We start from the raw sequence: 25,398 nt of genomic DNA on the forward strand, positions 1-25,398 counted from the left end.
ATGCACCCCTTCAGCCTTTCGTATGCACCCGATGCGGCGACCGCAATTGCCGCGCATGCTGGCCATCCTGGGCTGGCGTTCATTGCCGGAGGTACGGACCTGATTGGCCTGATGAAAGATCGCCTGACGCTCCCCGACTGCGTGATGGACATCAATGGCTTGTCGGACCTCTCGCTGATCGAGCCGCTGCCGGGAGGGGGCATCCGTATCGGCGCATTGGCTCGCATGAGCGACGTCGCGGCGAACATGGAGGTACGGAGGCGATTTCCGGTGGTTGCCGAAGGGCTCCTGTTCGCGGCCTCGGGTCAGCTCCGGAACATGGCGTCGATTGGCGGCAACATCATGCAGCGGACTCGTTGCGCTTACTTTCGTGATGAGGATCGTCCCCCCTGCAACAAGAGGCAGCCGAACTCAGGTTGTTCGGCTCTCCACGGTGTCAATCGCAATCATGCAATTTTCGGATGGTCCGATGCCTGCATCGCCACCCACCCCTCTGACGTGGCCGTCGCATTCGCGGCCATGGACGCGATCGTCCTGATTCGTGGGCGGTCGGGGGAGCGATCTATTCCGTTTACAGACTTCCATTGCCTGCCGGGCAACACGCCAGAGCGGGATAACGTGCTCGAGCGCGGCGATTTGATTCTTGCGATCGAGGTGCCAGGCAGGCCCGAGGGTCGAGCCTCGCATTACCTGAAACTTCGCGACCGTCAGTCGTATGAGTTCGCGCTCGTATCTGCGGCGGCTGCGGTAGCCACGGATGACAAACGCATTCGCTCTGTTCGGTTGGCGATGGGTGGAGTTGCTCCCAGGCCGTGGCGGCTCGCTGCAGCGGAAGAAGCATTGGGCGGGATTGCGTTGGATGAAACCGATAAGCTGAGAGCTGCCATCGCCACGTCCTTTGCCGACGTCCGTCCCCATGCCCACAACGCTTTCAAGATCGAACTTGCGCAGCGCGTCGCTCTGCGCGCGCTGCAAACCGCAGGAGCGCGCGCATGACCACCATCGGACAGCCAGTCTCGCGTTATGACGGACGCCTCAAGGTCACCGGAGCGGCCGCCTACACCGCCGATATCTTCCTCCCCGGCGCCACGCATGGCGCAATCGTCCAGAGCACGATCGCAAACGGGCGCGCCGTGTCCATCGATACCGCAGCAGCCGAAAGGGCTCCGGGTGTGGTAGCAGTCTTCACTTACCGCAACATGCCGCGCATGAAATCGACGCCGCGACCGTGGAGCCACCTCCATCCCCATGGCCAGTCCTATCTTCCCCTCCAGGATGACAATATCCACTACGCCGGCCAGCCAATCGCATTGATCATTGCCGAAACGCTTGACCAAGCCGCGCACGCTGGAACACTCATTGAGGTGAGCTACGAGACACGCGACCCAGTTCTCTTCGGCCCCAAGATGGTCAAGGAGGCCGTGGACCCGCCACAATTCCTTTGGCCGGTCTCATCGTCCGTCGGAAACGCTGAGAAAGGAATCGCCGACGGCTCTATTCGACTCGAGCAGACCTACACCACGTCCGACCGACATCACAACCAGATGGAGCCGCACGCCACGACTGCGGTGTGGGCAAGCGACGGTACACTCACATTGTATGAAACGACCCAACATATTTTCGGGGCTCGCGAGCTCATATCGATCGTGCTCGGGATGCCGCTCGAGAAGATCATTGTCGTAAGCCAGTTTATCGGAGGCGGTTTCGGCGGCAAGGCATACGTCTGGCCCCACACGCTGCTGACTGCACTTGCCGCGAAAGCGGTAGACCGACCAGTGCGCCTACAGTTGACCCGGGCGCAAATGTATTCGATGGTCGGCCATCAGTCGGCGACGGTGCAGACCATAGCAGTCGGCGCTCGCGAGAACGGAAAACTTACTGGCATTCGCCACGAGAGCGTCTCCGCTACTTCCGTCTTCGATGACTACATAGAATACGCGGCCCTGTCGACAAGGTCGCTATGGGCAGTGAGTGGTGGCATTTCAACCAACCACAAGATTGTCCACGCAAACCGCAACACGCCGACTGCGATGCGCTCTCCGCACGAGGCATTGGGCCATTTTGCGCTGGAAAGCGCCATGGACGAGCTTGCCTACGCGAGCGGTGTGGATCCTGTCGCGTTGAGATTAGTCAACGATGCGGAGCTTGACCCTCATAGCGGCCGTCCGTACTCCAGTCGCGCGATGCGGGAGTGCTTGATGGAGGGTGCTGCGCGGTTCGGTTGGGACAAGCGCTCGCCCAAGCCGCGTTCGATGCGAGATGGTCGTCATCTGATCGGCCAGGGGATGGCCGGTGCTATCTACACGCACTGGCGCTGGCCGGCAGAGGCGCGAGTGATCATCCTCGCCGACGGCACGGCTTTGGTCGAAACCGGATCCCACGATCTGGGAACGGGGACTTACACGGTAATGAGACAGATCGCGGCCGATGGATTAGGCATATCGCTTGACAAAGTATCCGTGCGACTCGGGGATACCAGATTGCCCGCCTCACACGCGTCCATCGGCTCCGCCACGATGGCGAATGCAGGGGCATCCGTCATGCTGGCGGCGCAGGCTGCGCGCAATAAAGCGATCGAACTGGCGCTGAGTGGTCGCGATGCTCCGTTGGCGGGCGCAGTCGCCAAGGAGGTCACGCTGGCAGATGGGTTCATTTCAGCCGCGGCAAGAAACGTAAAAGTAAGCTACGCCGAACTCCTAGCGCGCAGCGGTCTCTCCGAACTGGTCGGGGAGGGCAAGTACGATCCGGTCGAGGAGGCAAATGGGCCGAAGGCGATCTTCAGCTTTGCCGCGGTTTTTGCAGAGGTTCGGGTCGATCCAGAGCTCGGCGTGGTGCGCCTGAATCGGCTTGTCGGAGCATACGACGCCGGCCGCATTGTCAACCCAAAGACAGCCCGCAGCCAAGCGATCGGTGGAATCATCTGGGGAGTAGGCCAGGCTCTTATGGAACAGTCTGAGATGGATCAGGTGCTTGGGCGTTTCCTCAATCGCAACTATTCCGGTTATCTCGTGCCGACGAACGCCGACATCCCAGAGCTAGAAACCCTATTTGTCGGCGAATTTGATGAGGAGGCAAGTCCGTTGGGCGCAAAAGGCCTCGGCGAGCTTACAGCCGTATCAGTTGCACCGGCGATAGCGAATGCTGTTTACCACGCCATCGGCAAACGCATACGGGATCTGCCAATCACGATAGAAAAGCTCCTATAGCAGAGTTTTCTCGTTCAACGGAATCAGGCGTTGCTCGAAGCGGGGAAGTCTATTCCCAACCGGAATGAAGCATATCTCCGCATCATGTCTGCCGTTGCGTAGGGCAAAGGCTCACTGTGAGGCCACGTTGTTCCATGTTCAAAAAAGGAGAAGAGAAATGATAAACGGCTTTACACTTTACGACGCGAACACGGCGCCGGCGCCATCTGCCGAGATTCTCAACAACGTCCAGAAGGCCTGGGGCTTCGTGCCCAATCTGCACCGCGTTCTCGCCCAGAGCCCGGCGGCGCTTGAGGCCTACAGCACACTTTGGGGCATCGCTGAGAAGACGAGTTTCACGCCGCAGGAGCGCAACATTGTTTACCTTGCGATCATCTACGAGAACGAATGCACCTATTGCATGGCGGGTCACACAAATCTCTCGCGTATGGCGAAGGTCGACAACGCGGCCATCGCGGCTGTCCGCGAAGGCCGTCCCATCGCCGACGCAAAACTTGAGGCGCTGCGCCAGTTCGCCGCAAAAGTCACTCGCCAGCGTGGCGTGGTGAGCCAGACCGACGTCGCTGCCTTCAAGGCCGCGGGTTATGACAATCGTGCAGTGCTCGACGTGCTCGTTCTCGCCGCAACCAAGCTGATCTCGAACTATACCAACCACCTCGCCGAGACTCCGAACGACTCGTTCATGAAGGGCGCTGAGTGGACTGCCCCAGGTAAGTTGAAGCCTGCCGCCTGATGCGCGACCGAGGCCGCCCTCGCTGCTGCGCGGGGCGGCCTTCGAACTTGGCATACAAGGAGACGGAAGATGATCGAGCTCTACTACTGGCCTACGCCGAACGGCCACAAGATCACGATGTTCCTGGAAGAAGCTGGGCTGGAGTACGCGATCCATCCTGTCGACATCAGCGCCGGAGATCAGTTCAGGCCCGACTTTCTCGCCATCTCGCCGAATAATCGCATGCCGGCGATCATCGACACTGCGCCGGCCGACGGAGGCAAGGCGATCAGCGTGTTCGAGTCGGGCGCCATCCTGCTGTATCTGGCCGAGAAGATCGGCCGCTTCCTTCCAAAGGATACCCGTGGCCGCAAGACCGCGATGGAGTGGCTGTTCTGGCAGGTCGGTGGCTTAGGGCCGATGGCCGGACAGAACCACCATTTCGGGGTCTACGCGCCGACCAAGATCCCGTACGCGATCGACCGTTACGTCAAGGAGACGAACCGTCTCTACGGAATCCTCGATCGCCACCTCGAAAACCGCGCATTCATCGTCGGCGAAACCTACAGCATCGCCGACATGGCATCCTATCCATGGGTCGTTCCGTGGAAGCGCCAGCAGCAGAATCTGGACGACTTCCCGAACCTGCGGCGCTGGTTCGATGCGGTGCGCCAGCGCCCCGGCACGCAACGAGCCTACGCAAAAGGCGAACCATACTCGAGCCGCCCTGCGGTTACGGAAGAGGGAAAGAAGATCCTTTTCGGGCAAACAGCGAGCACGGCGTCGGTGGCCTGACGGAGGGATAGAACGTCGTTTCACGCGATGGAAGGAGAACAGCGATGAAGTCCTCGTCGGAAAACATGCAGGCGTCTGGAAGCAGGCCCATCGATCAAAGCAAGATCGCTTACCAGAAACCGCAGCCCATCGGCATGGTGGGGGATGTATTCATTGGCTCTGCGCTGGAGCTTGACGGGGATGAACGGGAATGGGTCCCGCAATCGCCGACCGTCGCCTTCAGGCCGCTCGTGCTCAATGTGAGCCAAGGCTACTACATCAACATCCTTCGGGTCCGGTCCTCGGGTGTGTTGTCGCGCCACAGACATTCCGGACCCGTGCATGCCTTCACGTTGCGCGGAAGCTGGCGGTACCTCGAGCACGACTGGGTAGCGTCCCCTGGGGACTATGCGTTCGAGCCGCCCGGCGAGACGCACACGCTCGTCGTTCCGGACGACGTCAAGGAGATGGCCACGCTCTTCCACGTGACGGGCGGGTACACCTACGTCGATCCTTACGGCGAGGCGCTCGGATACGAGGATGTCTTCACCAAGCTCGAACACGCCATGCAGCACTACGAAGTCGTCGGGCTCGGCAAGGACCATGCGAAGAGGATCATCCGATGACGAAGCGCGAGACCGTCGATGTCAGCGGCGTTCCGATCAGCTATCTCACCGCTGGCGAGGGCGGCCCCTTGGTGCTGCTGCTTCATGGCACCTATTGGAGCCGTGTCTGGCAGCCCGTCCTCGAAGGCATCGCCGCTGCTGGTCTCCGGCCGGTGGCGGTCGATTTTCCCGGCTTCGGCTGTTCCGGAGGCGAACTCACCGTAAGCAAGGCTTCAGTTCCGCACCTCTCCGCCTGGCTAGTGCGATTCCTCGCAGCGCTCGGGCATAAAGGGGCGGTGATGGTCGCTGGCCATGACATCGGAGGAGGCGTCGCACAGCATCTCGCGCTCGCAGGAACCGTGGAGGTGCCGCGGGTAGCCGTTGTGAACGGCATCATGTACGACTCGTGGCCGGTGCCTGGCGTTGCCCGCTTCCGGGATCCGGCAGTGGCTGCCGCAACAACGCGGGACGACGTTCTCGCCGCGCGCCGTGTGTCCGTTGTGAAAGCGATTGGTCGTCCCGCAAGCGAAGCCGAGCTCAACGAATATCTTGATCCCTGGCGGGATCCGCGGGTTGCCCGCTCGTGGCTGGCGCTCGCGGGCGCCGCCGACCACCGCCACACCATGGAGATGCTGCCGGCCCTTCTGCAGTCCAAGACGCCGAAGCTTCTGGTGTGGGGCGAGGATGACCCATTCCAGACGATCGACTATGCCGAACGTTATGCCCGCGAGATTCCGGACACGAAGCTCGTTCGGATCAAGTCGGCCGGACACATTCCGATGGAGAACGACCCCAGGACAGTGGCCCGAGCGTTGACTGAGTTCTTTACCGCCGATCGCAGTTGACGGAGGACTTCCATGAAGGTGGCAATCCTCGACGACTATCAGAACGTCGCGCTGCAACTCGCCGACTGGTCCGCTGTGCGGCAGCGCGCGGAGATCACGGTCTTCAACGATCATCTGGCTGATCCGGCCGCCGTCGTCGCACGCCTGCGGCCGTTCGAGGTGGTGTGCGTCATGCGCGAACGCACGCCGCTTGCGAAGGAGACCCTGCGACAGCTGCCGAAGCTCAAGCTGATAGCGTCAACCGGACCGCGAAACGCCTCCATCGACACGAAGGCCGCCGCCGATCTCGGCATCGCCGTTACCGCAACGGGCTACGATGCCACCCCGACCATCGAGTTCACCTGGTCGCTGATCCTGTCTTGCATGCGACGCATCGACCGGGAGGCTGCTTCGCTCAGGGCCGGTGGGTGGCAGACCGGCCTCGGCTCGAACCTGCGGGGAAAGAGCCTCGCGGTCGTCGGGCTAGGCAACATCGGACAGGAAATCGCGCGCATCGGTCTCGCCTTCGGCATGAAGGTGATCGCCTGGAGCCAGAACCTGACCGAGGAGAAGGCCAGCGCCATGGGTGCAATTCTCGTCGACAAGCAGACCTTGTTCCGCGAAGCTGATCTCGTCACGGTGCATCTTGTCCTGAGCGGCCGCACCAGGGGCCTGATCGGTGCACCCGAGTTCGCTCTGATGAAGCCTACGGCGAGATTCGTGAACACGTCACGCGGTCCGATCGTCGATGAGGCGGCCCTGGTCGAAGCGCTGCAGGCGCGAAGGATCGCCGGCGCGGCCATCGACGTATTCGACGTAGAGCCGCTGCCTCCCGATCATCCCTTCCGGAAGCTGGAGAACATCCTCGCAACGCCACACATCGGCTACGTCAGCGAAGATCTCTATCGGACCTTCTACGGCGATGCTGCGGCCAGCATCGTAAAATGGCTCGAGGCCAATCGCGCTCAACAAACCGCACCGTAGGTGGCACACTTGCCATGTTAAGCTGGGTCTAGCCAACCGGCGGGTAGGATCGCAGAATCCTCCAATCCCGCACTGCGTCGATCGCCGCAGTAGTGAAGTCGGCAGTTGAATCCGCCCAATTTAGTTGACTCAACGGGGGCGGGGACGACAATTTCCAGGTCGTATGGGAGAGCGGGGACCGCGTCTTCTGCCGAAGATGGGGCCTAGGTACGGACGGAAACCGCAGTGCCGCGCTGGCGGAGTTGTCTGCCGCCGGGCACCCGAGGCCTGACACTCTCAATCGCCTCGCTCACGAATGCGGAATGAAGGACGGGCTGGACGAGGAATGGGCAGCACGACCGCTCGAGTTCATCCGCGAAGGCGGTCAGATCACGTTGGTGATCGAGGATCCCGGCGGTGAGCCGCTCGAGCTGCACTTAACCAGACCGATGGAGGTCAGACGCTTTTTGCAGCTTGCGATCAGCATTGCTGCGGCGCTGGGCAACCTCCATCAGCGCGGCCTCGTCCTGACGATCGTTTCTGGCTTGGCTCGTCAGGTTCCCTCTCTCTGAAGCTACGCACGGTCGTGCGTGCACTGCCCAACACGATTAACAACGTTTTAGAACGTTTAACTCGCTTTCTCGCGCCGACCGCTCCACCTTGCGCCTTGCAATCTTTCGAGATTACCTATCTCAGGAGAAACGCGCATGCACAACGCGAGCGACCATATCGAGACGGAAGAACGTAACGCGAGTTTTCGGACGTCCGCTGGTGTGCCTTTATCGTGGAGTCTGACGGCCACTGTCAGGCACCAGAGTGGCGCGAATATTAAGGCGGTTCTGCCAGCCATAGCAGGTCACGACCTTCACCAGCCACTCCAAGTCATTCACGGCGCGCACGAACATCCTGGACTTGGCATCCGAATGAGTTCCGAGTTGCAACACTTGCAGAACTCGAATTGGGCTTCCAAGCCACAAGGAAATTCAATCCGGACCCTATGACGTCCCCGTCGCGAAGGCTCATCGAACTGCCTCGAGGAAAACAGCCGACGCGCGCGGTGGACGAAATTCCGATCCACCTTGACAGTGCGTCGCTCTGAAGACCAGAGCAAAAAACGCATATCAAGTCGCGTCACACCGGTCGATAGTTCTTTCGAGGTTCGCTGCATTTGGCGAACGCTTCCGGCCGGTACACCACTACAACGGAGTTGGTTCGAACCATACTGGAGAACTCAAATGTCACGCTTCGAAGATTACCGCAACTCTTTCCCGAACGCGCGCCTCACGCGTTCGCGCACCGGCGTACTGGAGGTCGTACTGCATACGAACGGGGACAAGCTCGTCTTCAACGGTTTCACGCACGAACAGTTTGTCGGCCTGTTCCATACGATCGGAGAGGACAGAGAAAACCGGGTCGTGATCCTGACGGGAACTGGCGGCGCGTTCATGGATTCAATTACGCAAGACGGCTTCGATTTCTTCACCCCCATCGGCTACGACAAGATCTATCGCGAGGGCAAAAAGGTCCTCATGAATATACTGGACATCGAGGTCCCAATGATCACAGCCATCAACGGGCCAGTCCTGCTTCACAGTGAATATGCCCTGCTCACCGACATCGTAATTGCGACACCTGAAACCGTATTTCAGGACTTTCCTCATCCGGAGTTCGGCATCACCCCGGGTGACGGCTTGCACCTTCTCTGGCCAGAAGTGATTGGCTCGATCCGGGGCCGCTACTTCCTTCTGACTGGACAGAAGCTCGACGCCAAGACCGCGAAAGAGTGGGGCGTGGTCAACGAGATCGTGCCGGCAACCGGCTTGCTTGCTCGCGCGCGCGAGATAGCCGAAGGTATTGCGAAGATGCCGCCGCTCACAAGCAGCTATACTCGCATCGCTCTCACACAGAGGCTCCGACGGCTTATCGACGAAGGGACCGGCTACGGACTGATGCTTGAAGGGATAACCGCCGCCGATGTAGCGCGCAGGCAGGCTGCAAAGCCCTCCGGCGCAGGTGGATGAAATTCTCGCCGAAAGTTCAATTCATTGGCTTCAAGATCCCGAAGGAGAACACGATGTCGAAATATCTCGAACTTCTGACCCCCAAAAACTGTCAGGTCATTTTCATCGACCAACAGCCGCAGATGGCATTTGGCGTGCAATCCATCGATCGACAGACGCTGAAGAACAATGTCGTCGGTCTGGCTAAGGCTGCGAAAGTCTTTGCGGTCCCTACGACCATTACGACGGTCGAATCCGACGCCTTCTCCGGCAACACCTATCCCGAATTGCTTGCGGTGTTTCCCGAGAACCAGATCCTCGAACGAAGTTCTATGAATTCCTGGGACGATCAAAACGTCCGCGATGCGTTGGACAAGCATGCAGCGGAGGGCCGCAAGAAGATCGTCGTCGCGGGCCTCTGGACGGAGGTCTGCGTTGACACCTTTGCCCTTAGTTGCCTGCATGACACTGATTACGAAATGTACATAGTCGCGGACGCGTCAGGCGCCACGTCGGCAGACGCGCAAAAGTTCGCGATGGATCGGATGGTTCAAGCCGGCATGGTACCGATGACGTGGCAGCAGGTACTTCTCGAGTGGCAGCGCGATTGGGCGCGCCGAGAGACCTACGATGCGGTGATGGGCATCGTGAGGGAGCATTCAGGAGCATACGGCATGGGCGTGGACTATGCCTATACGCACGTGCACAAGGCGCCAGAGCGCGTCAAGCATGGCCAGCGTATCGGACCAAACCCGGCGAATGAAAGCTTCGATTCATCGGCCGATCCGCAGCTCCGCTCTCGTTCCATGGCGGCACCGAAGCGCATGTCATGAAAAGTGTTCTGGTCGGAATCATCTGTAGCCTTTTGCGGTCCGCTCACCGGCTCCGCCGGTGGTCGCTCTAGTCGGATTGTTGGGCATCTTGGCGGGCGAGCCGGTGATTCCGATCGGACGGCAGCTGCTTTCGGGAAGGTGGTCTCGCAGCGCCGCGCAGTAATCCAGACCATCAATCACCTCTTCGGCGTACTTTCGGGGCGGTACGGGGCAAGGCGCGTTACCGTCGCCGACGCGAACGAAAGGAAGCTCTCATGACTGCCGAGCCGTCAGACCTGGTGTTACATAACGGACTTATCGAAACGCTGAACCGTTCTAATCCCTCGGCCAGCGCGGTGGCGATCAAGGACGGCAAGTTCGTCGCTGTCGGCTCCGACCGCGAAGTCTTCGCTTTTGCCGGCACCGGCGCCAGGGTCATCGACCTTAAAGGCCGCCGGGTTCTGCCGGGCCTGATCGACAACCATCTGCACATCATCCGCGGCGGCCTGAATTTCAATATGGAGCTGCGGTGGGACGGAGTGTGGTCGTTGGCCGACGCGATGGCTATGCTGAAGAAGCAGGTAGCGATCACCCCACCTCCGCAGTGGGTCCGAGTGGTCGGTGGGTTCACCGAACATCAGTTCGTCGAGAAACGTCTGCCCACAATCGAAGAATTGAACGCAGCCGCGCCCGACACGCCGGTCTTCATCCTGCATCTTTACGATCGTGCCATGTTGAACGGCGCCGCTCTTCGCGCAGTCGGGTACACAAAGGATACGCCGGAGCCGCCAGGCGGGGAGATAGCGCGCGACGCGAACGGCAATCCGACCGGTCTTTTGCTGGCCAAGCCCAACGCAAATATCCTCTATACCGCGCTCGCCAAGGGACCGAAGCTCCCCTTCGAGTATCAGATCAATTCGACCCGACATTTCATGCGCGAATTGAACCGGCTCGGCGTAACGGGGGCGATCGACGCTGGTGGCGGCTCCCAAATCTATCCCGAGGACTACGCGGTCATCCAGAAGCTCAGCGACGAAGGTCAGTTGACGATCCGCCTCGCCTACAATTTATTCACCCAAAAGCCGAAGGGCGAGAAGACCGACTTCCTGAATTGGACCAGCACATCGCGCTATAAGCAGGGCACCGACTACTTTCGCCATAACGGAGCCGGCGAGATGCTGGTGTTCTCGGCAGCCGACTTTGAGGATTTTCGCGTGGCGCGCCCTGACATGCCTGCGGAGATGGAGCGTGAACTCGAGGAAGTCGTCCGCATCCTCGTCCAGAATCAATGGCCTTGGCGGCTGCACGCGACGTACGACGAGACGATCTCGCGAGCGCTCGACGTCTTCGAGAAGGTCAATCAGGATACACCGCTGAGCGGGCTACACTGGTTTTTCGACCACGCAGAGACGATCTCGGACCAATCCATAGATCGAATCGCGGCGCTTGGCGGTGGTATCGCCGTTCAACACCGCATGGCGTATCAGGGCGAATATTTCGTCGAGCGTTATGGCTTCGGAGCCGCGGAGGCGACTCCACCAATCAAGAAGATCATCGACAGGGGCGTGAAGATCTCGGCCGGCACCGACGCCACGCGCGTGGCTTCCTACAATCCTTGGGTCTGTCTGGCTTGGCTCGTCACCGGTAGAACCGTCGGCGGCCTCGGGATCTATCCGCGGCGCAATTGTCTGGACCGCGACACGGCTTTGCGGATGTGGACGGAGAACGTCACTTGGTTTTCCAAAGAAGAAGGAAAGAAGGGACGTATCGAAGTCGGACAGTTCGCCGATCTGATCATTCCGGATCGGGATTTCTTCTCGTGCGCGGAGAGCGCGATCGCCGACACGACGAGCGAACTGACGATCGTCGGCGGGCGGATAGTCTATGGAGCTGGAATCTTCAAATCGCTCGATACATCGGCGCCGCCGCCAGCCATGCCAGATTGGTCGCCTGTGCGCAACTTTGGCGGCTACGGAAACTGGGTCGGAGCCGATGATGGTAAGGCGCAAGCCGTAAGCGCACGTACCATGCAGGCATGCGGGTGCGGAAACCTCTGCGATATTCACGGTCACGATCACGCGCGAGCATGGTCTAAACGTCTGCCGATCTCCGACCTGAAGAGCTTCTGGGGCGCGCTGGGCTGCGCCTGCTGGGCCGTATGACAGCGTTGGTAGACCTTGGAGCTTGCCGACGAGCGCTTCGCTGAGGAGCAACGGAAGGAAACGATGGGTTACACGGGTTTGATCAAGAATTGTGTCGTCGCTCTCGCGGGCGTCGGGTTCTTCTTCGGGATCATCGGCGTATTCGGCCTGTCCGTGTCCCTAGCCTCGTTGGCGGCATTCATCGCTGTGGCTATTTGGATTTTCAACTCGAAGCAACTTCCGGATGCAGGACGATGACGATCGATTCCGAACTTTTGGCGCGTGTTCAATTCGCGTTCACCGTGAGCTTCCACATCATTTTTCCGACGATGTCGATCGGGCTTGCGGCATTCCTGGCTATTGTCGAGGGGCTATGGCTCAAGACCAAAGATCCGCTCTATCTGCAGATCTACCGGTTCTGGCTCGGCATTTTTGCCATGAGCTTTGGCGTCGGCGTCGTGACGGGGATCGTGTTGTCGTTCGAATTCGGTCTGGGCTTTGCCAAATTCGGCCAGATGGCGGGTCCAGCCATCGGCCCCATGATAGCCTTGGAAGTTCTAACTTCGTTTTTTCTCGAGGCCGGTTTTTTGGGCATCATGCTATTCGGCCTCAACCGCGTCGGCCCGAGGCTGCACTTCTTCGCGACATGCATGGTCGCCCTGGGCACCTTGCTGTCGGCATCATGGATCTTGTCGGCGAATAGCTGGATACAGTCACCCGATGGGGTCAGCGTCGAGAACGGAAGGGTGGTGGTTACCGATTGGCTCCGCGTTATCGTCAACCCTTCGTGGCTGTACCGTCTGCCGCATATGCTGGCGGCGGCCTATATCACCGGATCGTTCCTGGTTGCGGGTATAGGCGCCTGGTATCTCCTCCGCGGCGAACATCTTGATTTTGGGCGACGCACTGTTTCCTTGGGAACCGCCTTCGCGACTGTTTTGATCGCCTGTCAGGTCTTTCTCGGCGACATTCTTTACGGGAAAATGCTGGAGCTGCAGCCTTCGAAGATGCAGGCAGCTGAAGGATTTTGGGAGAAAAAGTCGGAGTCTCCCGCTCCGTATTATTGGATTATCGTTCCAGACCAGGAGAAGCAGCGCAACCGATTTGCGCTGGGCATACCGTACCTGGGAAGTATCTGGCTTACTCATAGCCTGAACGGGGAGGTCGACGGTCTCTCCAACACGCCGGTCGAGCGGCAGCCCTCCATGGGTCTGGTTTTCTATGGCTTCCGAGTCATGTATGGGACGGCCATTCTCATGTTCGGGATCGCCGTTGCCTCTCTGTGGCTGCGCTATTTGGGACGGCTCTACACCACCCGATGGTTCCTGGGGGCGCTGGTAGCGATGACGCCATCAGGCATCTTCGCAACCTTGGGCGGCTGGTACGTTGCCGAAACCGGTCGGCAACCCTGGGTCATCTGGGGTATTCTGAGAACGGCAGACGCGGTCTCGCCGGTGCCTGCGAACGTCCTGCTTTCGACATTGATTGCATTTGTCTGCATCTACACGCTGTTCATGGCCGCATTTCTCGTTTTCACGGTGCGGTTCATCCGACGCGGTCCGAAGCATGCACCTGAATATGCAGAACCGACCGGCTCGCTGAAGCCGGCACTGAGTCCCGCGGTTATTAACATCGTGCCGGCGGAGTAGCTGCTATGGACTTACCTCTCCTTTCAGCGCTTTTCATTGCCTTCGCCATGACGCTGTACGTGCTACTAGACGGATTCGATCTCGGTGTCGGTGCGTTGCTACTCTTCCAACCCGACGAGGCACTGCGTGATCGCATGGTCGATTCGATCACGCCGACCTGGGACGGCAACGAAACCTGGTTGATTATGGCGGGTGTCGGCCTTCTGGCGGGTTTCCCGATCGCTTACGGCATCTTGCTGCCCGCCTTCTATATTCCCCTCATCGCGATGTTGTTGAGTTTGGGACTTCGCGGCGTGTCATTCGAGTTCCGCTATCAGGTCGACCGTGGGCGCCGGATCTGGGATGTCGCGTTCGGCATCGGCTCTATATTGGCCGCGCTCTTCCAGGGCTTGATCGTCGGCGCGTTGATACAAGGTGTCGCCGTCACCGGCGAACATTTCTCGGGAAGCGTCTTCGATGTGTTCCGCCCGTTTTGTGCGCTCACCGCCGTCGCGGTGCTTTCAGGTTACGTGGTGTTGGGAGCGGGTTGGCTTCATTTAAAAGCAAGCGCCAAATTGCAGCACTTTGCTGAAAGCAGCCTGTCGGTCGGTACGCCGATATTTGCCGGGCTTGCCGTCGTCACCTGTATCGCCGGGATCCTGGTGCAGCCCCGGGTTCAAGCAGCTTGGGCCGCGTATCCAGTTGTTCTTGGGATGATCACCAGTGTGTTTTTCGTGGTGGTGGCGGTCCTCCTTCGCTCGGTCGGACGAGAGCCCGCAATTCGCCCGTTCCTGCAGGGCTTGATCCTGTTCGCTTGCGGCGTCGCGGGACTCGCAATTGTGATTTTCCCATACATCGTGCCCTTCCAGCTATCGCTGTGGGAGGCCGCTTCGGCGACGCTGAGTCACGTATTCATGCTGGCGGGAGCGGTCGTCGTCACGCCAATCGTACTGGCGTATTCGGCATTCGCATATCACGTGTTCCGCGGGAAGACTCCCGAGGAGGGCTGGGAATCATGAGCGGGTGGCGAAAAGATTTGTTTTGGTTCGTGGGTCTCTATCTGGCATCGATCGCTATCTTTTCGGGTGTATCCATATCAATTCGATCAATTCTTCAAATCGCTTCACGGTGAAACACCGCCACCGCCTGACCAATTGGGCGCGGCGTCAAACGGAAGGTACGAAATGACGCTCATCGTTCTGATCGGCTGATTGACGAAGGGCATGACTCGAAAGTCGATCTGCTGCTGCAATAGGAGATCATTTTTGCTCGCGAATAGCCTTTAGCGAGGTTGGGATGAGCTGGCTCTATACGCTCAACGCAGCGATCGTCGCCAAGCTGGCGCCCTTGTTCTGCACGCCTGCGCTGCACTGGATAGCCTTGCTCTGCCTGTGTAGCGCCTATCTGCAAGGTGGTTTCACCAAGGGCCTCGACTTCCGCGCTGCGCTCGACGAAATGAAGCAATTCGGCTTGAGGCCGCTGACCCCGCTTGCCATCATGGTGATCGCGATGGAGATTGGAGCATCGCTGCTGGTGCTGAGCGGCCTCTTCCGTTGGGCAGGCGCGCTGATGCTCGGAGCCTTCACCTTGGCCGCGACGCTTGTGGCGAACCGCTTCTGGGATGCGCCACTGCCGAAACGATATGCGACCGAGAATTCGTTCTTCGAGCATCTTGGCCTTGTTGGCGCATTCATTTTAGTGGCCTGGTACGATTTGCAGGGATGACGTTGTGCGATGACCGAGCTGACCCCATCAACAGCAATTGAGGCCTCGCCCCAAACCCCGGCGATGCCGGCCTTTTCCCCGCGGCACCTCAACATGCTTTTGCTGGGGCTGGGCTTTACGACCGGCATGGAATTCTACACTGCCGACAGCATCAACCTTTGTCTGACCGATATCACCGGCAGCTTCGGCGTCTCGGGCGACGAAGCGAGCTGGAGTCTCACCGTCTACAGCTCAGCGCTGTTCCTGGGCGTGCCGGTCTGCGTCTGGCTCGCCGGCTACATTGGCCACAAGAGCTATTTGATCGGCTCAGTCGTGCTGTTTGCCGCGTCTTCGGTCGTCAGTGCGACGGCAGACAGCTTCGAGACCATGCTGGTTGCGCGTGCCTTCCAGGGGTTGGCGGGGGCGGGCCTGGTTGTCTGGTGGCGTGGCACCGTCTACATGCTTTTGCCGAAGCCGATGCGCAGCGAATCGCTGATGCGCGTCTCCACCATGCTTTATCTGTCCAGTGCCTTCGGGATGCTGTTCAGCGGCTATATCACCGATCATGTGAGCTGGCGGCTAATCTGTGTTCCAAACCTAGCCTACGCGGCCGTCGCCATTTGGCTGCTGCTGCGCTATTTTCCAGATCTGCCCGTGACAAGCTCGGAACGGCCGACCGACTGGCTGGGCATCATCCTGATCGTCGTGACGCTGGTCTCGCTGCAAATCATCCTCAGCCGCGGCCAGATCGACGACTGGTTTGGATCGCCGCGGATCCGCATGCTCGCCTGGTTAGGCGCGACCGCCTTGATCCTGTTTGCGATCTGGCAGACCAGCCCGCGCAACCCCGCGCCACTGCTTGGCCTTGAGCTCCTGTTCGATCGCTATGTGCTGTCGTCCGCCCTGATCGGCATTTTCACCGGCATGATCCTCTCCGGCAGCCTCTATATGCTTCCCGAGTTCCTGCGCAACGTCGCCTCGCACCCGCTGAGCGCGACGGAAACCGGCCAGGTCATGGCAGTCTATGCTTTGACGGCAGCAGCGGTCCGTCCTTTGGTCGTCGGCGTCGTGGCGCGCTACGGTCAGCGCAAGACGATTTGCGGCGCGCTGGTTTGCTTGATCGCGTCGATGCTGCTGATCAATCGATTCCTGACCACGGACACGCCGGCCAATTATTTCTATCTGCCGCTGGTTCTCTATGCCTTGTGCCTTTCATCGCTGCTGCCGTCCGTCGGCAGCGGGACCGTTGCCCGGATTGAACAGCAAAAGCTTCTCGACGGTGTTTCGCTCTATATGACGTTCCGCCAATTCGGCGCCGCCCTTGGCGTCGCCGTGATCACGATTCTGGTCGAACGGCGCGAAACCCTGCATTCCGCGCGCCTGTTCGATCATTTGCGAGCATCGAGCCAGGTCGTGCAGCACTGGATGACGACGGCGTCGAACATGGTCGCCGCGCGCGGCGGCTATTCGGCTCTGAAGAGCCATGATGTCGCGACCAAATTGCTTGCCGAGGTCGGTGGCCGCGAGGCCGCGACATTGGCCTATGCGGACGCCTTTCTGTTCATGGCCCTGATCGGCTTCATCACGCTCTGTTTGGTGCCGATCATACCGCCGACGCCTGGGGCGACGAAGAAATGAGACTCTCAATTCAAGAGTAGAGATAAACCGCTATGAGCGATCAGACCGTCCTCAGGGAAACATCCAGCCCACCAGTACCGCCCGCAACAGCCGGCAAAGCGCCGTCATCGCATGGCATCCGGCCGAGCCGGAGATCACTCGTGACCGGTGCCATTCTCTTCCTGGTCGCCGCTGTCGGACTTTACTTCTATGTGCCAGGCTTCTGGCAGGTCAGCACTAACGACGCGTACGTGAACGCGCATGTGGTTTCGATCGTGCCCAAGGTTGCCGCCTATGTTTCCAGATTGCACGTCAACGACAATTCGAAAGTCGCCCACGATGATTTGCTTATCGAACTAGATCAAAGGGACTTCGCGGTTGCCGTGGATATGGCCAATGCGGACTTGAAGAGCGCCGAGGCAAATGCGTCGAATATCGAAGCACAGATCAAGGAGCAGCAAGCCATCGTCGCGGAAAGCCAATCGGCTGTCGACGGTGACCAGGCCGTGCTCGATTTCGCGCAGCAGCAGCTGGACCGCTACAAGTCGCTCGCGACGACGGGCTCCGGAACGGTCGAACGCCTGCAGCAGGCGGAATCGGACGTAGGCCAACGCCGGGCCACCTGGCAACACGACCTCGCGGCGCTCGATGCCGCACGCGCCCATCAGGCTGTGCTTCAGACCCAGCTGGTTCAGGCAAAGGCCACAATCGAACGCCAGCAGGCAGCTTTGGCGCAGGCTCGGCTCAGCCTGTCCTACACCCAAATCCGTGCCACGGAGGGTGGCAGTGTTGCGAACAAGACGGTGGAAGCGGGCAACTACGTGCAGCCTGGGCAGACGTTGTTCTCAATCGTTCCGGATACGCTCTATATCACCGCGAATTTCAAGGAAACGCAGCTGGCCGACGTTCGTCCGGGCCAGCGCGCAACGATCCGGGTTGACGCCTTCCCCGGCCTTCGACTCGAGGGACGCGTCGACAGCCTTCAGCGCGGCACGGGATCGCAGTTTGCACTGCTCCCACCCGAGAACGCGACCGGGAATTTCGTCAAGGTCGTTCAGCGCGTACCGGTTAAAATCACCTTTGACGATCCGGGGGAAGCGCTCCGCTGGATATCTCCCGGCATGTCGGTGGAGGCGAAGATTTACACGGCTGAGCCGCCCCGCTGGGCGAGAGTTCTTGACTAACAGAGTGCTATTTCACAGTGCTACCATGAGTAGACAGGACTACATGAACATACGGCCGACTCACTGCAAGCGAAGCGATGGTGCTCTTCGTTGATCACCAGGCCGGAGTCGCGAATGGTGTGCAGACCCAGAGCCCGGCGGAGTTCATCAACAACGTGAAGGCGCTCGGCATATCGCGCAAATCGACAAACTCCATCGATCATCACGAAAAGTGCGGCTCCACGAACCCACAGACCAGTTGAGACCATACGGCCACGCGGCGTTCCGCCCAGGTGAATTGACTACCTATACCTAGCCACAGCATTTTAGACCAAATCGCCGGCTACGCTGTCCTGGCCCCACGGCGGGCGCGTTGGTCAAGAATATCCCGACCGGCGCTGGTGATGCGGCGAACATCACGGCCGTCTGCACCAATGGTGCAAGCCGGTCGAGTTTTTCGACAACGCAAATGAGCCGCATTGGTCCCCCATCAGGACAAGGAGTTTGCCGAGTCTTTCGACCGCTTCGCGCTGTTGCGGAGATGTTTGTCGTCAAGCCGAGGATACCGACCTGAGCGATCGAACAGGGTGACTCCGAGCTGCGTCTCCAGTCCGCTCACCGTTTCGCTAATGACAGATTGAGCCCGCCGCAGCCGCCGCCCCGCGGCAGAAAAGCTGCGTTCATCGGTGGCCGCAATGAAGATTCGTAGTTGATCGAGCGATACCCCATCGAGCATAGAAGCCACCTTCCATCGGTCACGGCGATGGATTGCATCGGAATATACCCAGTTTTACCGATTAGGCAATCGTGTCAGTTAGCCAGGCATGCCTGCGCCTCAAAGGGCTTTCACACGCCGCACAACTTGGAGAATTTTCTCATGTCGACAATCCTTCACATAGATTCCAGCATTCTCGGCGGTTATTCGGTCAGCCGCGCTCTCACTGCCGCCATCGTGGCGAAGCAACAGGCGCTTCACCCTGACGCACGCATTATCCGTCGCGACCTGGTAGTCGACGCGAGCCTGCACCTCTCGGATGCGCATCTGGCAGTGTTTCAAGGTGGTGAGGTCAGCAATCCGGCCCTCGGCCAGGACTTGGCAGTTGGAGGCGCGTACGTCGACGATCTTTTCGCCGCCGATATCATCGTGATCGGCTCTCCCATGTACAACTTTTCCGTCCCCTCCCAACTGAAAGGCTGGATCGACCGAGTGTGCGTCGCCGGCCGCACGTTTCAGTACGGCGCAAACGGGCCCGAGGGCCTGCTAAAGGGAAAGAAGGTCTTCGTCGCGTCCACGCGGGGCGGCATCTATACCGGCGAAAGCCCGGCCGCCGTTCTCGAGCATCAGGAGAGCTACTTGCTCGGCGTTCTCGGCTTTATCGGCCTTACGGACGTCACGATCATTCGCGCTGAGGGCCTCAATCTAGGCGAAGAAGCGAAAGCCGCCTCGGTCGCGCAGGCAAAAGCGCAGATCGAAACGCTCGCTGCATAAGACATCAATGAAATATCGCTGGAGCAACGGAGACCTACAGACGTGACCCAAACGACAGCCTTTTCCGCCATCGGCCGGTTGCTGATCGCAGCCGTATTTATTCTCAGTGGGCTAAGCAAGATCGCGGCCCCTACCGTGACACAGGGCTATATCGCGTCCGTGGGTCTTCCCGCACCATTGCTCGGCTGCGTGATCGCGATTGTTGTCGAAGTGGGCGGCGGTGTCCTGCTGCTCGTCGGCTATCAAGCCCGCATCGTCAGCTTGGCAGTCGCGGCGTTTACCCTGGCCACGGCATTGTTCTTCCACAACAACTTCGCGGATCAGAACCAAATGATCCATTTCCTCAAGAACATCGCGATGATCGGCGGCTTGTTGCAGATCACGGCGTTCGGCGGGGGATCTTTCAGCATCGACGCCCGACACGCGAAAGGCTGACGCAGCGCGATGGAAATCGGCATCGACAGCTTTGTCGCAACCATAGCTGACCCGCTGACCGGCAGAACAATGCCGCCCGAGCGGCGGATGGAAGATCTGCTGGCCGAGATCGAGACGGCGGATCAGGTCGGACTCGATGTATTCGGTATCGGCGAACATCACCGAAAGGAATTCCTCGATTCGGCGCCGGCGGTAATCCTAGCTGCCGCGGCCGCTCGCACAAAGCGCATCCGCTTGACGAGTGCCGTTACAGTATTAAGCGCGGACGATCCGGTACGCGTGTTCCAGGACTTTGCGACCCTCGACCTTATCTCCAAAGGGCGTGCCGAAATCGTCGTTGGGCGAGGATCGTCCGTCGAAGCTTATCCGCTCTTCGGTTTCTCGATGAACGATTATGACGCGCTGTTTGCGGAGAAGCTCGACCTGCTGCTTAGGTTGCGCGAGGAGACTCATGTGACATGGCGCGGCCGTTTCCGCGCACCGCTCAGCGGCCAGGGCGTTTTTCCTCGACCGCAGCAAGAGAAATTGCCGATCTGGCTTGGTGTCGGCGGTACGCCGCAATCGTTCATGCGGGCGGGCGCGCTCGGTCTGCCCCTGATGATCGCCATCATCGGGGGAAGCTTCGAGCGTTTCCGTCCCCTCGTCGACCTCTACAGACAAGCCGGCCACAAAGCCGGCCACTCGTCCGATGCGCTCAAAGTTGGCGTACATGCCGTCGGGTTTGTCGGAGGCACCGTGCGAGCGGCGAAGGACGCCTTCTTTCCAGGTTGGGCGCATTGGTTCACCGAGCTTGGGCGGGAGCGCGGTTGGCCACCCGCGACCCGTGGTCAGTTCGAAGCCATGTGCTCGCCTGAAGGCGCGTTCCTGATCGGCGACCCGGAGACCGTCGCCGAAAAGATTCTCGCGGCAAGCAAGGCGCTAGGCGATGTTTCCCGCGTCACGTTCCAAATGAGTTCGGCAATGCTGGAGACCGACGCGATGCAGCGTTCCATCGAACTGATCGGGACCGGGGTGGCTCCGCTGGTCAATACCGAGCGCAGGAGTGAATCCCATGGGTGAGCTCATCGACGGCGTCTGGCATCGCAGCGGTATCGAAGTGGTGATCCGGGATGGCGCGCTGCAGCGCCCGGCGGTGTGTACCGAAACCTTATCTGAGTTGATGAGGTGACGGAATCGCGTAGGCTGGCGAGATGCTCGGGCTTCTACATTTCGTAATGGCCATTTTGGTCTTGCCGTTCAAGTCGAAGGGCCGGCTTGAGGCGGAGAATGCGGTACTTCGACATCAGTTGATTGTTTTGAGGCGTAAACTGGGGGGCCGGGTCCGGCTGACGAGCAGCGATCGCTGGTTCTTGATCCGGATGTATTGCTGGTTTCCTTCGATCCTGCAGGTTCTCACGATCATCCGTCCCGAGACGCTCTTGCGTTGGCATCGGGCGGGCTTTCGCCACTACTGGCGGTGGAAGTCGCGCTCGCTGGGAGGGCGGCCTCAAATCGAGGCAAAGTTGCGGATGCTGATCCGGTCGATGAGCATTGAGAACCCGCTTTGGGGCGCTCCGCGCATCCATGGCGAACTGCTGAAGCTGGGATTTGAGGTCGCGCAGTCGAGCGTCGCCAAGTACATGGTCAAGCGGCGCGGGCCACCAAGCCAGGGATGGTCCACCTTTCTGCGTAATCACGCGCCCGACATCGCCGCGATGGATCTGTTCGTTGTCCCGACCATGGGCTTCAGACTGCTCTATGGCTTCGTCATCGTTCGGCTGGAGCGCAGAGACCTTGTCTGGATCAACACCACAACAAATCCAACAGCGGAATGGGTTGCGCGTCAGATCACGGAAGCATTCCCGTGGAATGAGGCTCCGCGCTACATGATCCGCGATCGGGACCACATTTACGGTGCTGTTGTCACACGCCGTCTACGGGCCATGGGCATCCGGGACAGACCCACTGCGCCAGCCTCACCCTGGCAGAATGGCTATGCCGAGCGGCTGATCGGATCGATCCGCCGCGAGTGTCTCGATCATATCATCGTCTGGGGCGAGTCGCATTTGCGTCGAATTTTGCGATCTTACGCAAGCTACCATAACGACGTCAGAACGCATCGGTCGCTCAACAAGGATGCGCCAATCTCACGTCCTGTTCAGCGAACCGGAATCATCGCGGCACGTCCGATCCTCGGTGGACTTCACCACCACTACGTCCGCGTTTAAGCTTTTCGGTACACACAACCGAAGTATCGCCACTAATATTTCGCACGACCTTCGGAAAGTCGCCATGTCTGATGCCCAGCATGAGAAGCAAATTGAAACCTCGTCCGCGCCGTCGAATCGAGGGTCTTTGCTGAGTCCGTTCCGATATGCGGCGTTCTCCGTCCTTTGGACCTCGACCGTCGCCTCCAATATCGGGACATGGATGCAGAATGCAGCCGCGGGCTGGCTGATGACCAGCCTCGATCCGAATCCGGCAGTGGTGGCCCTGGTCCAGGTTGCCTCATCGCTCCCGATGATGATTTTCGCGCTCCCGGCCGGGACGTTGGCCGATATTGTCGATCGCCGCAAGTTGCTGCTCGTCGTACAGATGTTGGCGACGGCCTTGATTGCGATTCTGGGATACATGATCTGGCTCGAATGGGTTACCCCGGCGATCTTGCTCGGATTTACCTTCCTTGTCAGTACTACGGCGATTCTTGCGACGCCTGCTTGGCAATCGATCGTTCCGCAATTGGTGCCACTGCGAGAATTAGCGCAAGCGGTCGCGCTTAACAGCATTGGGTTCAATATCAGTCGCGCGATCGGTCCCGCTCTTGCGGGGCTTGCGATCGCCGCGTGGGGGCTGGTCGCGCCCTTTTGGCTGAACGCAGTTAGCAACATCGGCGTCATTGCAGCCCTGCTCTGGTGGCGGTCCAGCGACAAGGCGCGTGATCTACCGCCCGAACGCTTCGGCGGAGCGATGCGGGCCGGCCTTCGTCATGCGCGTTACAACCCACACCTGCGCGCGACCATAGTCCGCTCCGTTGGCTTCTTTCCCTTTGCATCTGCCTATTGGGCGCTCCTGCCGCTTGTCGCGCGCGACCAACTCGCTGGAGGACCACAGCTTTACGGCATTTTGCTTGGTGCAATCGGCGTCGGGGCGGTCGGCGGCGCCTTCGTTCTGCCTCTGCTGAAGACTTGGCTCGGCGCGGATCTTCTAGCAGTGGGGGGAGCGATCGGCACCACCGTTGCGCTAGTCCTGTTTGGGGTCGCTCGGCAGCCGGCAATAGCGCTGACCGCGTGCCTCATTGCAGGCCTGTCGTGGATCGCGGTTCTCGCGATGATCAACGTGTCCGCCCAGATTTCGTTGCCGGAGTGGGTGCGTGGTCGGGGCCTTGCGATATTCGTCACGTTCCAGTTCGGCGGTTTTACTCTCGGTAGCATCATTTGGGGCTGGTTGGCCCATATCGCTGGTCTGCCCATGACCCATTTCATTGCCGCTACTGCCGGCATTCTCGCGATTCCGCTGTTGTGGCGCTGGAAGCTTCAGACAGCCGCGGGCGTCGACCTTACGCCATCCATGCACTGGCCGACCCCCGTATTGTCGCAATCCATAGAGCCCGATCGCGGACCTGTGATGGTGACCGTGGAATACGACGTTATGCCGATTGATCGCGAAGCTTTCCTGCGTGCCATCGCAAAGTTGGAGCGTGAGCGGCGTAGAGACGGCGCATTCGAATGGGGCGTGTTCGAAGACGCGGCGGTAGAGGGACGTTTCGTCGAGACGTTTTTGGTGGACTCCTGGACGGAGCATATGCGGCAGCATGAGCGAGTTACCAACGCTGACCGCGTATTACAGGACGAGGTCCATCGCTTTCATAGGGATTACGTACCGAAGGTGACTCATTTGATCGCTGTCGAGCACGGATCGGTCACACCCTCTCCATTACCAGAACGTCAACCCGGTTTTAGGAGCGAACAATGAGCCGTTTATTCGAGCCGCTATCCATCGGAAATCTAACCCTGGAAAATCGAATCGCCAGGGCAGGGTCTCGCCCGGCGATCTCGGGCTTTATTCGGACCGTAACGAAACGGCGCTCGGCCGCGTCATCGAAGTCGCGAGGAAATATTCCAGCATGCCGATCGTTGTCCAAATGAGCCATGCCGGCCGCAAGGCTGTAAATCGGCGCGCCATTTGACCCCCAATCGGCTTCCAGCGCCCGGGCGCCGACGCCACAAACGCCTGTGTGTACCGAAAACCTTATCCGAGTTGATGACGTGACGGAATCACCTAAGCTGGTGGAATGATCGGGCTTCTGTGCTTCGTCCTGGCCATCTTGGCGACTCCATTCAAGTCAAAAGGTACGGCTTGAGGCTGAGAACGCGGTGCTTCGGCATCAGTTGATCGTTTTGCGGCGCAGGCTCCATGGTCGCGTCCGGCTTACGAACAATGATCGCTGGTTCTTTGTCCTGCTTTACCGCTGGTTTCCGTCGATCCTTCAGGTTCTAACCATCATCCGCCCCGAGACGCTCGTTCGGTGGCATAGGGCCGGCTTTCACTGCTATTGGCGTTGGAAGTCGTGCCCACGGGGAGGACGACCGCGGATCGATACTGAATTGCGCGCACTGATCCGGCAAATGAGCATCGATAATTCGCTTTGGGGAGCGCCACGCATCCACGGCGAACTGCTCAAGCTCGGGTTCGAGGTCGGGCAATCGAGCGTTGCCAAGTACATGGTCAAGCGGCGAGGACCGCCCAGCCAGGGATGGCGGACCTTCCTGCATAACCACGCGCCAGACATCGCCGCCATGGACCTGTTCGTCGTTCCAACAATCGGTTTCGACCTGCTCTATGCCTTCGTCATCGTTCGGCTGGACCGCAGAAAGCTCGTCTGGATCAACGTCACAGCAACGCCAACGGCAGAATGGATTGCACGTCAAATAACGGAAGCATTTCCTTGGGAGGAGACTCCGCGCTACCTGATCCGCGATCGGGATCGGATCTATGGCCGCATCGTCACACGCCGACTGCGTGCCATGGGCATCCGGGACAAGCCCACCGCACCAGGCTCCCCTTGGCAGAACGGCTTTGTCGAACGGCTGATCGGATCGATCCGGCGTGAATGTGCGGACCACATCATTGTCCTGGGCGAGATGCAGTTGCGCCGGATCGTAAAATCCTACGCCAACTATTACAATAGCGTCCGAACGCATCGATCCTTGAACAAGGATCCGCCGATTTCTCGCCCGGTTCAGCGAACCGGCATCATCAGTTCACGCCCCGTCCTCGGCGGACTTCATCACCACTACACCCGTGTTTGAGTTCTCGGTACGCACAGCGGTGCTCTTAGTTGATCAC

23 protein-coding genes and 3 pseudogenes are annotated in these 25,398 nt (G+C 59.6%); 25 read left to right on the forward strand and 1 reads right to left on the reverse strand.

Going from position 1 to position 25,398, the window contains the following annotated elements; translation table 11 throughout:
- The 19 genes and pseudogenes from NL528_RS08450 to NL528_RS08540 all read left to right on the forward strand — a co-directional run bounded on the left by NL528_RS08450 (position 1) and on the right by NL528_RS08540 (position 18,412).
- Entirely contained in the window at positions 1-996 is a 996-nt protein-coding gene (locus NL528_RS08450; protein ID WP_309182249.1) for a xanthine dehydrogenase family protein subunit M, read from the forward strand.
- Complete coding sequence (locus NL528_RS08455; protein ID WP_309182250.1) at positions 993-3,206, forward strand: xanthine dehydrogenase family protein molybdopterin-binding subunit; 2,214 nt, start codon at positions 993-995, stop codon at positions 3,204-3,206. Before NL528_RS08450 ends, NL528_RS08455 begins: the two co-directional genes overlap by 4 nt.
- A 157-nt stretch (positions 3,207-3,363) precedes the next feature.
- Positions 3,364-3,939 carry a carboxymuconolactone decarboxylase family protein gene (locus NL528_RS08460; RefSeq protein WP_309182251.1) on the forward strand — a complete coding sequence of 192 codons (576 nt, stop codon included), beginning with the start codon at positions 3,364-3,366 and terminating at the stop codon, positions 3,937-3,939.
- Between the two features lie 69 nt (positions 3,940-4,008).
- Entirely contained in the window at positions 4,009-4,713 is a 705-nt protein-coding gene (locus NL528_RS08465) for a glutathione binding-like protein (protein ID WP_309182252.1), read from the forward strand.
- Positions 4,714-4,757: 44 nt separating this feature from the next.
- Positions 4,758-5,318, forward strand: a complete 561-nt coding sequence (locus tag NL528_RS08470; RefSeq protein WP_375143991.1) for a 2,4'-dihydroxyacetophenone dioxygenase family protein — start codon at positions 4,758-4,760, stop codon at positions 5,316-5,318.
- Complete coding sequence (locus NL528_RS08475; RefSeq protein WP_309182253.1) at positions 5,315-6,142, forward strand: alpha/beta hydrolase; 828 nt, start codon at positions 5,315-5,317, stop codon at positions 6,140-6,142. Before NL528_RS08470 ends, NL528_RS08475 begins: the two co-directional genes overlap by 4 nt.
- A gap of 12 nt (positions 6,143-6,154) precedes the next feature.
- Positions 6,155-7,105 carry a D-2-hydroxyacid dehydrogenase family protein gene (locus NL528_RS08480; RefSeq protein WP_309182254.1) on the forward strand — a complete coding sequence of 317 codons (951 nt, stop codon included), beginning with the start codon at positions 6,155-6,157 and terminating at the stop codon, positions 7,103-7,105.
- Between the two features lie 302 nt (positions 7,106-7,407).
- Positions 7,408-7,656 (forward strand): hypothetical protein, encoded by a 249-nt coding sequence (locus tag NL528_RS08485; RefSeq protein ID WP_309182255.1) that lies wholly within the window; start codon positions 7,408-7,410, stop codon positions 7,654-7,656.
- Positions 7,657-8,319: 663 nt separating this feature from the next.
- Positions 8,320-9,105 (forward strand): enoyl-CoA hydratase/isomerase family protein, encoded by a 786-nt coding sequence (locus tag NL528_RS08490; protein ID WP_309182256.1) that lies wholly within the window; start codon positions 8,320-8,322, stop codon positions 9,103-9,105.
- Between the two features lie 53 nt (positions 9,106-9,158).
- Positions 9,159-9,842: pseudogene (locus NL528_RS08495) on the forward strand (hydrolase); the annotation flags it as partial.
- A gap of 71 nt (positions 9,843-9,913) precedes the next feature.
- A pseudogene (locus tag NL528_RS46965) lies at positions 9,914-10,175 on the forward strand (DUF1427 family protein).
- Positions 10,172-12,058 (forward strand): amidohydrolase, encoded by a 1,887-nt coding sequence (locus tag NL528_RS08505; RefSeq protein ID WP_309182257.1) that lies wholly within the window; start codon positions 10,172-10,174, stop codon positions 12,056-12,058. The pseudogene NL528_RS46965 and the gene NL528_RS08505 overlap by 4 nt, the downstream one beginning before the upstream one ends.
- Before the next feature lie 15 nt (positions 12,059-12,073).
- Complete coding sequence (locus NL528_RS08510) at positions 12,074-12,295, forward strand: hypothetical protein (protein WP_309182258.1); 222 nt, start codon at positions 12,074-12,076, stop codon at positions 12,293-12,295.
- Positions 12,292-13,686, forward strand: a complete 1,395-nt coding sequence (locus NL528_RS08515) for a cytochrome ubiquinol oxidase subunit I (protein WP_309182259.1) — start codon at positions 12,292-12,294, stop codon at positions 13,684-13,686. The genes NL528_RS08510 and NL528_RS08515 overlap by 4 nt, the downstream gene beginning before the upstream one ends.
- 5 nt (positions 13,687-13,691) lie before the next feature.
- On the forward strand, positions 13,692-14,684 hold the full coding sequence (gene cydB / locus NL528_RS08520) for a cytochrome d ubiquinol oxidase subunit II (protein ID WP_309182260.1): 993 nt from the start codon (positions 13,692-13,694) through the stop codon (positions 14,682-14,684).
- Positions 14,685-14,961: 277 nt separating this feature from the next.
- Complete coding sequence (locus tag NL528_RS08525; protein WP_309182261.1) at positions 14,962-15,390, forward strand: DoxX family protein; 429 nt, start codon at positions 14,962-14,964, stop codon at positions 15,388-15,390.
- Positions 15,391-15,399: 9 nt separating this feature from the next.
- Positions 15,400-17,007 (forward strand): MFS transporter, encoded by a 1,608-nt coding sequence (locus NL528_RS08530; RefSeq protein ID WP_309182262.1) that lies wholly within the window; start codon positions 15,400-15,402, stop codon positions 17,005-17,007.
- A 140-nt stretch (positions 17,008-17,147) separates the two neighbouring features.
- On the forward strand, positions 17,148-18,170 hold the full coding sequence (locus NL528_RS08535; protein WP_309182263.1) for an HlyD family secretion protein: 1,023 nt from the start codon (positions 17,148-17,150) through the stop codon (positions 18,168-18,170).
- A 77-nt stretch (positions 18,171-18,247) separates the two neighbouring features.
- Positions 18,248-18,412 (forward strand): hypothetical protein, encoded by a 165-nt coding sequence (locus NL528_RS08540; RefSeq protein ID WP_309182264.1) that lies wholly within the window; start codon positions 18,248-18,250, stop codon positions 18,410-18,412.
- Positions 18,413-18,702: 290 nt separating this feature from the next.
- On the opposite strand, the pseudogene NL528_RS08545 reads toward NL528_RS08540, so the two are convergent.
- Positions 18,703-18,885: pseudogene (locus tag NL528_RS08545) on the reverse strand (LysR family transcriptional regulator); the annotation flags it as partial.
- 141 nt (positions 18,886-19,026) lie between these two features.
- Between NL528_RS08545 and NL528_RS08550 the strand changes: the two are divergent.
- The 6 genes from NL528_RS08550 to NL528_RS08575 all read left to right on the forward strand — a co-directional run bounded on the left by NL528_RS08550 (position 19,027) and on the right by NL528_RS08575 (position 25,361).
- Positions 19,027-19,638, forward strand: coding sequence for an FMN-dependent NADH-azoreductase (locus tag NL528_RS08550; protein WP_309182265.1), 612 nt, complete (start codon positions 19,027-19,029; stop codon positions 19,636-19,638).
- A 42-nt stretch (positions 19,639-19,680) separates the two neighbouring features.
- Positions 19,681-20,073: a DoxX family protein gene (locus tag NL528_RS08555; RefSeq protein ID WP_309182266.1), complete on the forward strand. Its 393-nt coding sequence runs from the start codon at positions 19,681-19,683 to the stop codon at positions 20,071-20,073.
- 9 nt (positions 20,074-20,082) lie between these two features.
- Positions 20,083-21,132, forward strand: coding sequence for an LLM class flavin-dependent oxidoreductase (locus NL528_RS08560; RefSeq protein ID WP_309182267.1), 1,050 nt, complete (start codon positions 20,083-20,085; stop codon positions 21,130-21,132).
- Positions 21,133-21,263: 131 nt separating this feature from the next.
- Complete coding sequence (locus NL528_RS08565) at positions 21,264-22,280, forward strand: integrase core domain-containing protein (RefSeq protein ID WP_309182268.1); 1,017 nt, start codon at positions 21,264-21,266, stop codon at positions 22,278-22,280.
- Between the two features lie 64 nt (positions 22,281-22,344).
- On the forward strand, positions 22,345-24,024 hold the full coding sequence (locus tag NL528_RS08570; RefSeq protein WP_309182269.1) for an MFS transporter: 1,680 nt from the start codon (positions 22,345-22,347) through the stop codon (positions 24,022-24,024).
- A gap of 632 nt (positions 24,025-24,656) precedes the next feature.
- Positions 24,657-25,361, forward strand: coding sequence for an integrase core domain-containing protein (locus NL528_RS08575; protein ID WP_309182270.1), 705 nt, complete (start codon positions 24,657-24,659; stop codon positions 25,359-25,361).
- The last annotated feature ends 37 nt before the right edge of the window (positions 25,362-25,398 follow it).

Source organism: Bradyrhizobium sp. Ash2021 (genome assembly GCF_031202265.1).
Taxonomy (GTDB): domain Bacteria; phylum Pseudomonadota; class Alphaproteobacteria; order Rhizobiales; family Xanthobacteraceae; genus Bradyrhizobium.

Bases quoted from the DNA above. Each gene is read 5' to 3' on its own strand.
- NL528_RS08480 (WP_309182254.1), top strand. From the start codon at position 6,155: ATGAAGGTGGCAATCCTCGACGACTATCAGAACGTCGCGCTGCAACTC.
- NL528_RS08530 (WP_309182262.1), top strand. From the start codon at position 15,400: ATGACCGAGCTGACCCCATCAACAGCAATTGAGGCCTCGCCCCAAACC.
- NL528_RS08485 (WP_309182255.1), top strand. From the start codon at position 7,408: ATGAAGGACGGGCTGGACGAGGAATGGGCAGCACGACCGCTCGAGTTC.
- NL528_RS08550 (WP_309182265.1), top strand. From the start codon at position 19,027: ATGTCGACAATCCTTCACATAGATTCCAGCATTCTCGGCGGTTATTCG.
- NL528_RS08475 (WP_309182253.1), top strand. From the start codon at position 5,315: ATGACGAAGCGCGAGACCGTCGATGTCAGCGGCGTTCCGATCAGCTAT.
- NL528_RS08455 (WP_309182250.1), top strand. From the start codon at position 993: ATGACCACCATCGGACAGCCAGTCTCGCGTTATGACGGACGCCTCAAG.
- NL528_RS08560 (WP_309182267.1), top strand. From the start codon at position 20,083: ATGGAAATCGGCATCGACAGCTTTGTCGCAACCATAGCTGACCCGCTG.
- NL528_RS08465 (WP_309182252.1), top strand. From the start codon at position 4,009: ATGATCGAGCTCTACTACTGGCCTACGCCGAACGGCCACAAGATCACG.
- NL528_RS08565 (WP_309182268.1), top strand. From the start codon at position 21,264: ATGCTCGGGCTTCTACATTTCGTAATGGCCATTTTGGTCTTGCCGTTC.
- NL528_RS08505 (WP_309182257.1), top strand. From the start codon at position 10,172: ATGACTGCCGAGCCGTCAGACCTGGTGTTACATAACGGACTTATCGAA.
- NL528_RS08490 (WP_309182256.1), top strand. From the start codon at position 8,320: ATGTCACGCTTCGAAGATTACCGCAACTCTTTCCCGAACGCGCGCCTC.
- NL528_RS08525 (WP_309182261.1), top strand. From the start codon at position 14,962: ATGAGCTGGCTCTATACGCTCAACGCAGCGATCGTCGCCAAGCTGGCG.
- NL528_RS08450 (WP_309182249.1), top strand. From the start codon at position 1: ATGCACCCCTTCAGCCTTTCGTATGCACCCGATGCGGCGACCGCAATT.
- NL528_RS08540 (WP_309182264.1), top strand. From the start codon at position 18,248: ATGGTGCTCTTCGTTGATCACCAGGCCGGAGTCGCGAATGGTGTGCAG.
- NL528_RS08570 (WP_309182269.1), top strand. From the start codon at position 22,345: ATGTCTGATGCCCAGCATGAGAAGCAAATTGAAACCTCGTCCGCGCCG.
- NL528_RS08460 (WP_309182251.1), top strand. From the start codon at position 3,364: ATGATAAACGGCTTTACACTTTACGACGCGAACACGGCGCCGGCGCCA.
- NL528_RS08515 (WP_309182259.1), top strand. From the start codon at position 12,292: ATGACGATCGATTCCGAACTTTTGGCGCGTGTTCAATTCGCGTTCACC.
- cydB (WP_309182260.1), top strand. From the start codon at position 13,692: ATGGACTTACCTCTCCTTTCAGCGCTTTTCATTGCCTTCGCCATGACG.
- NL528_RS08470 (WP_375143991.1), top strand. From the start codon at position 4,758: ATGAAGTCCTCGTCGGAAAACATGCAGGCGTCTGGAAGCAGGCCCATC.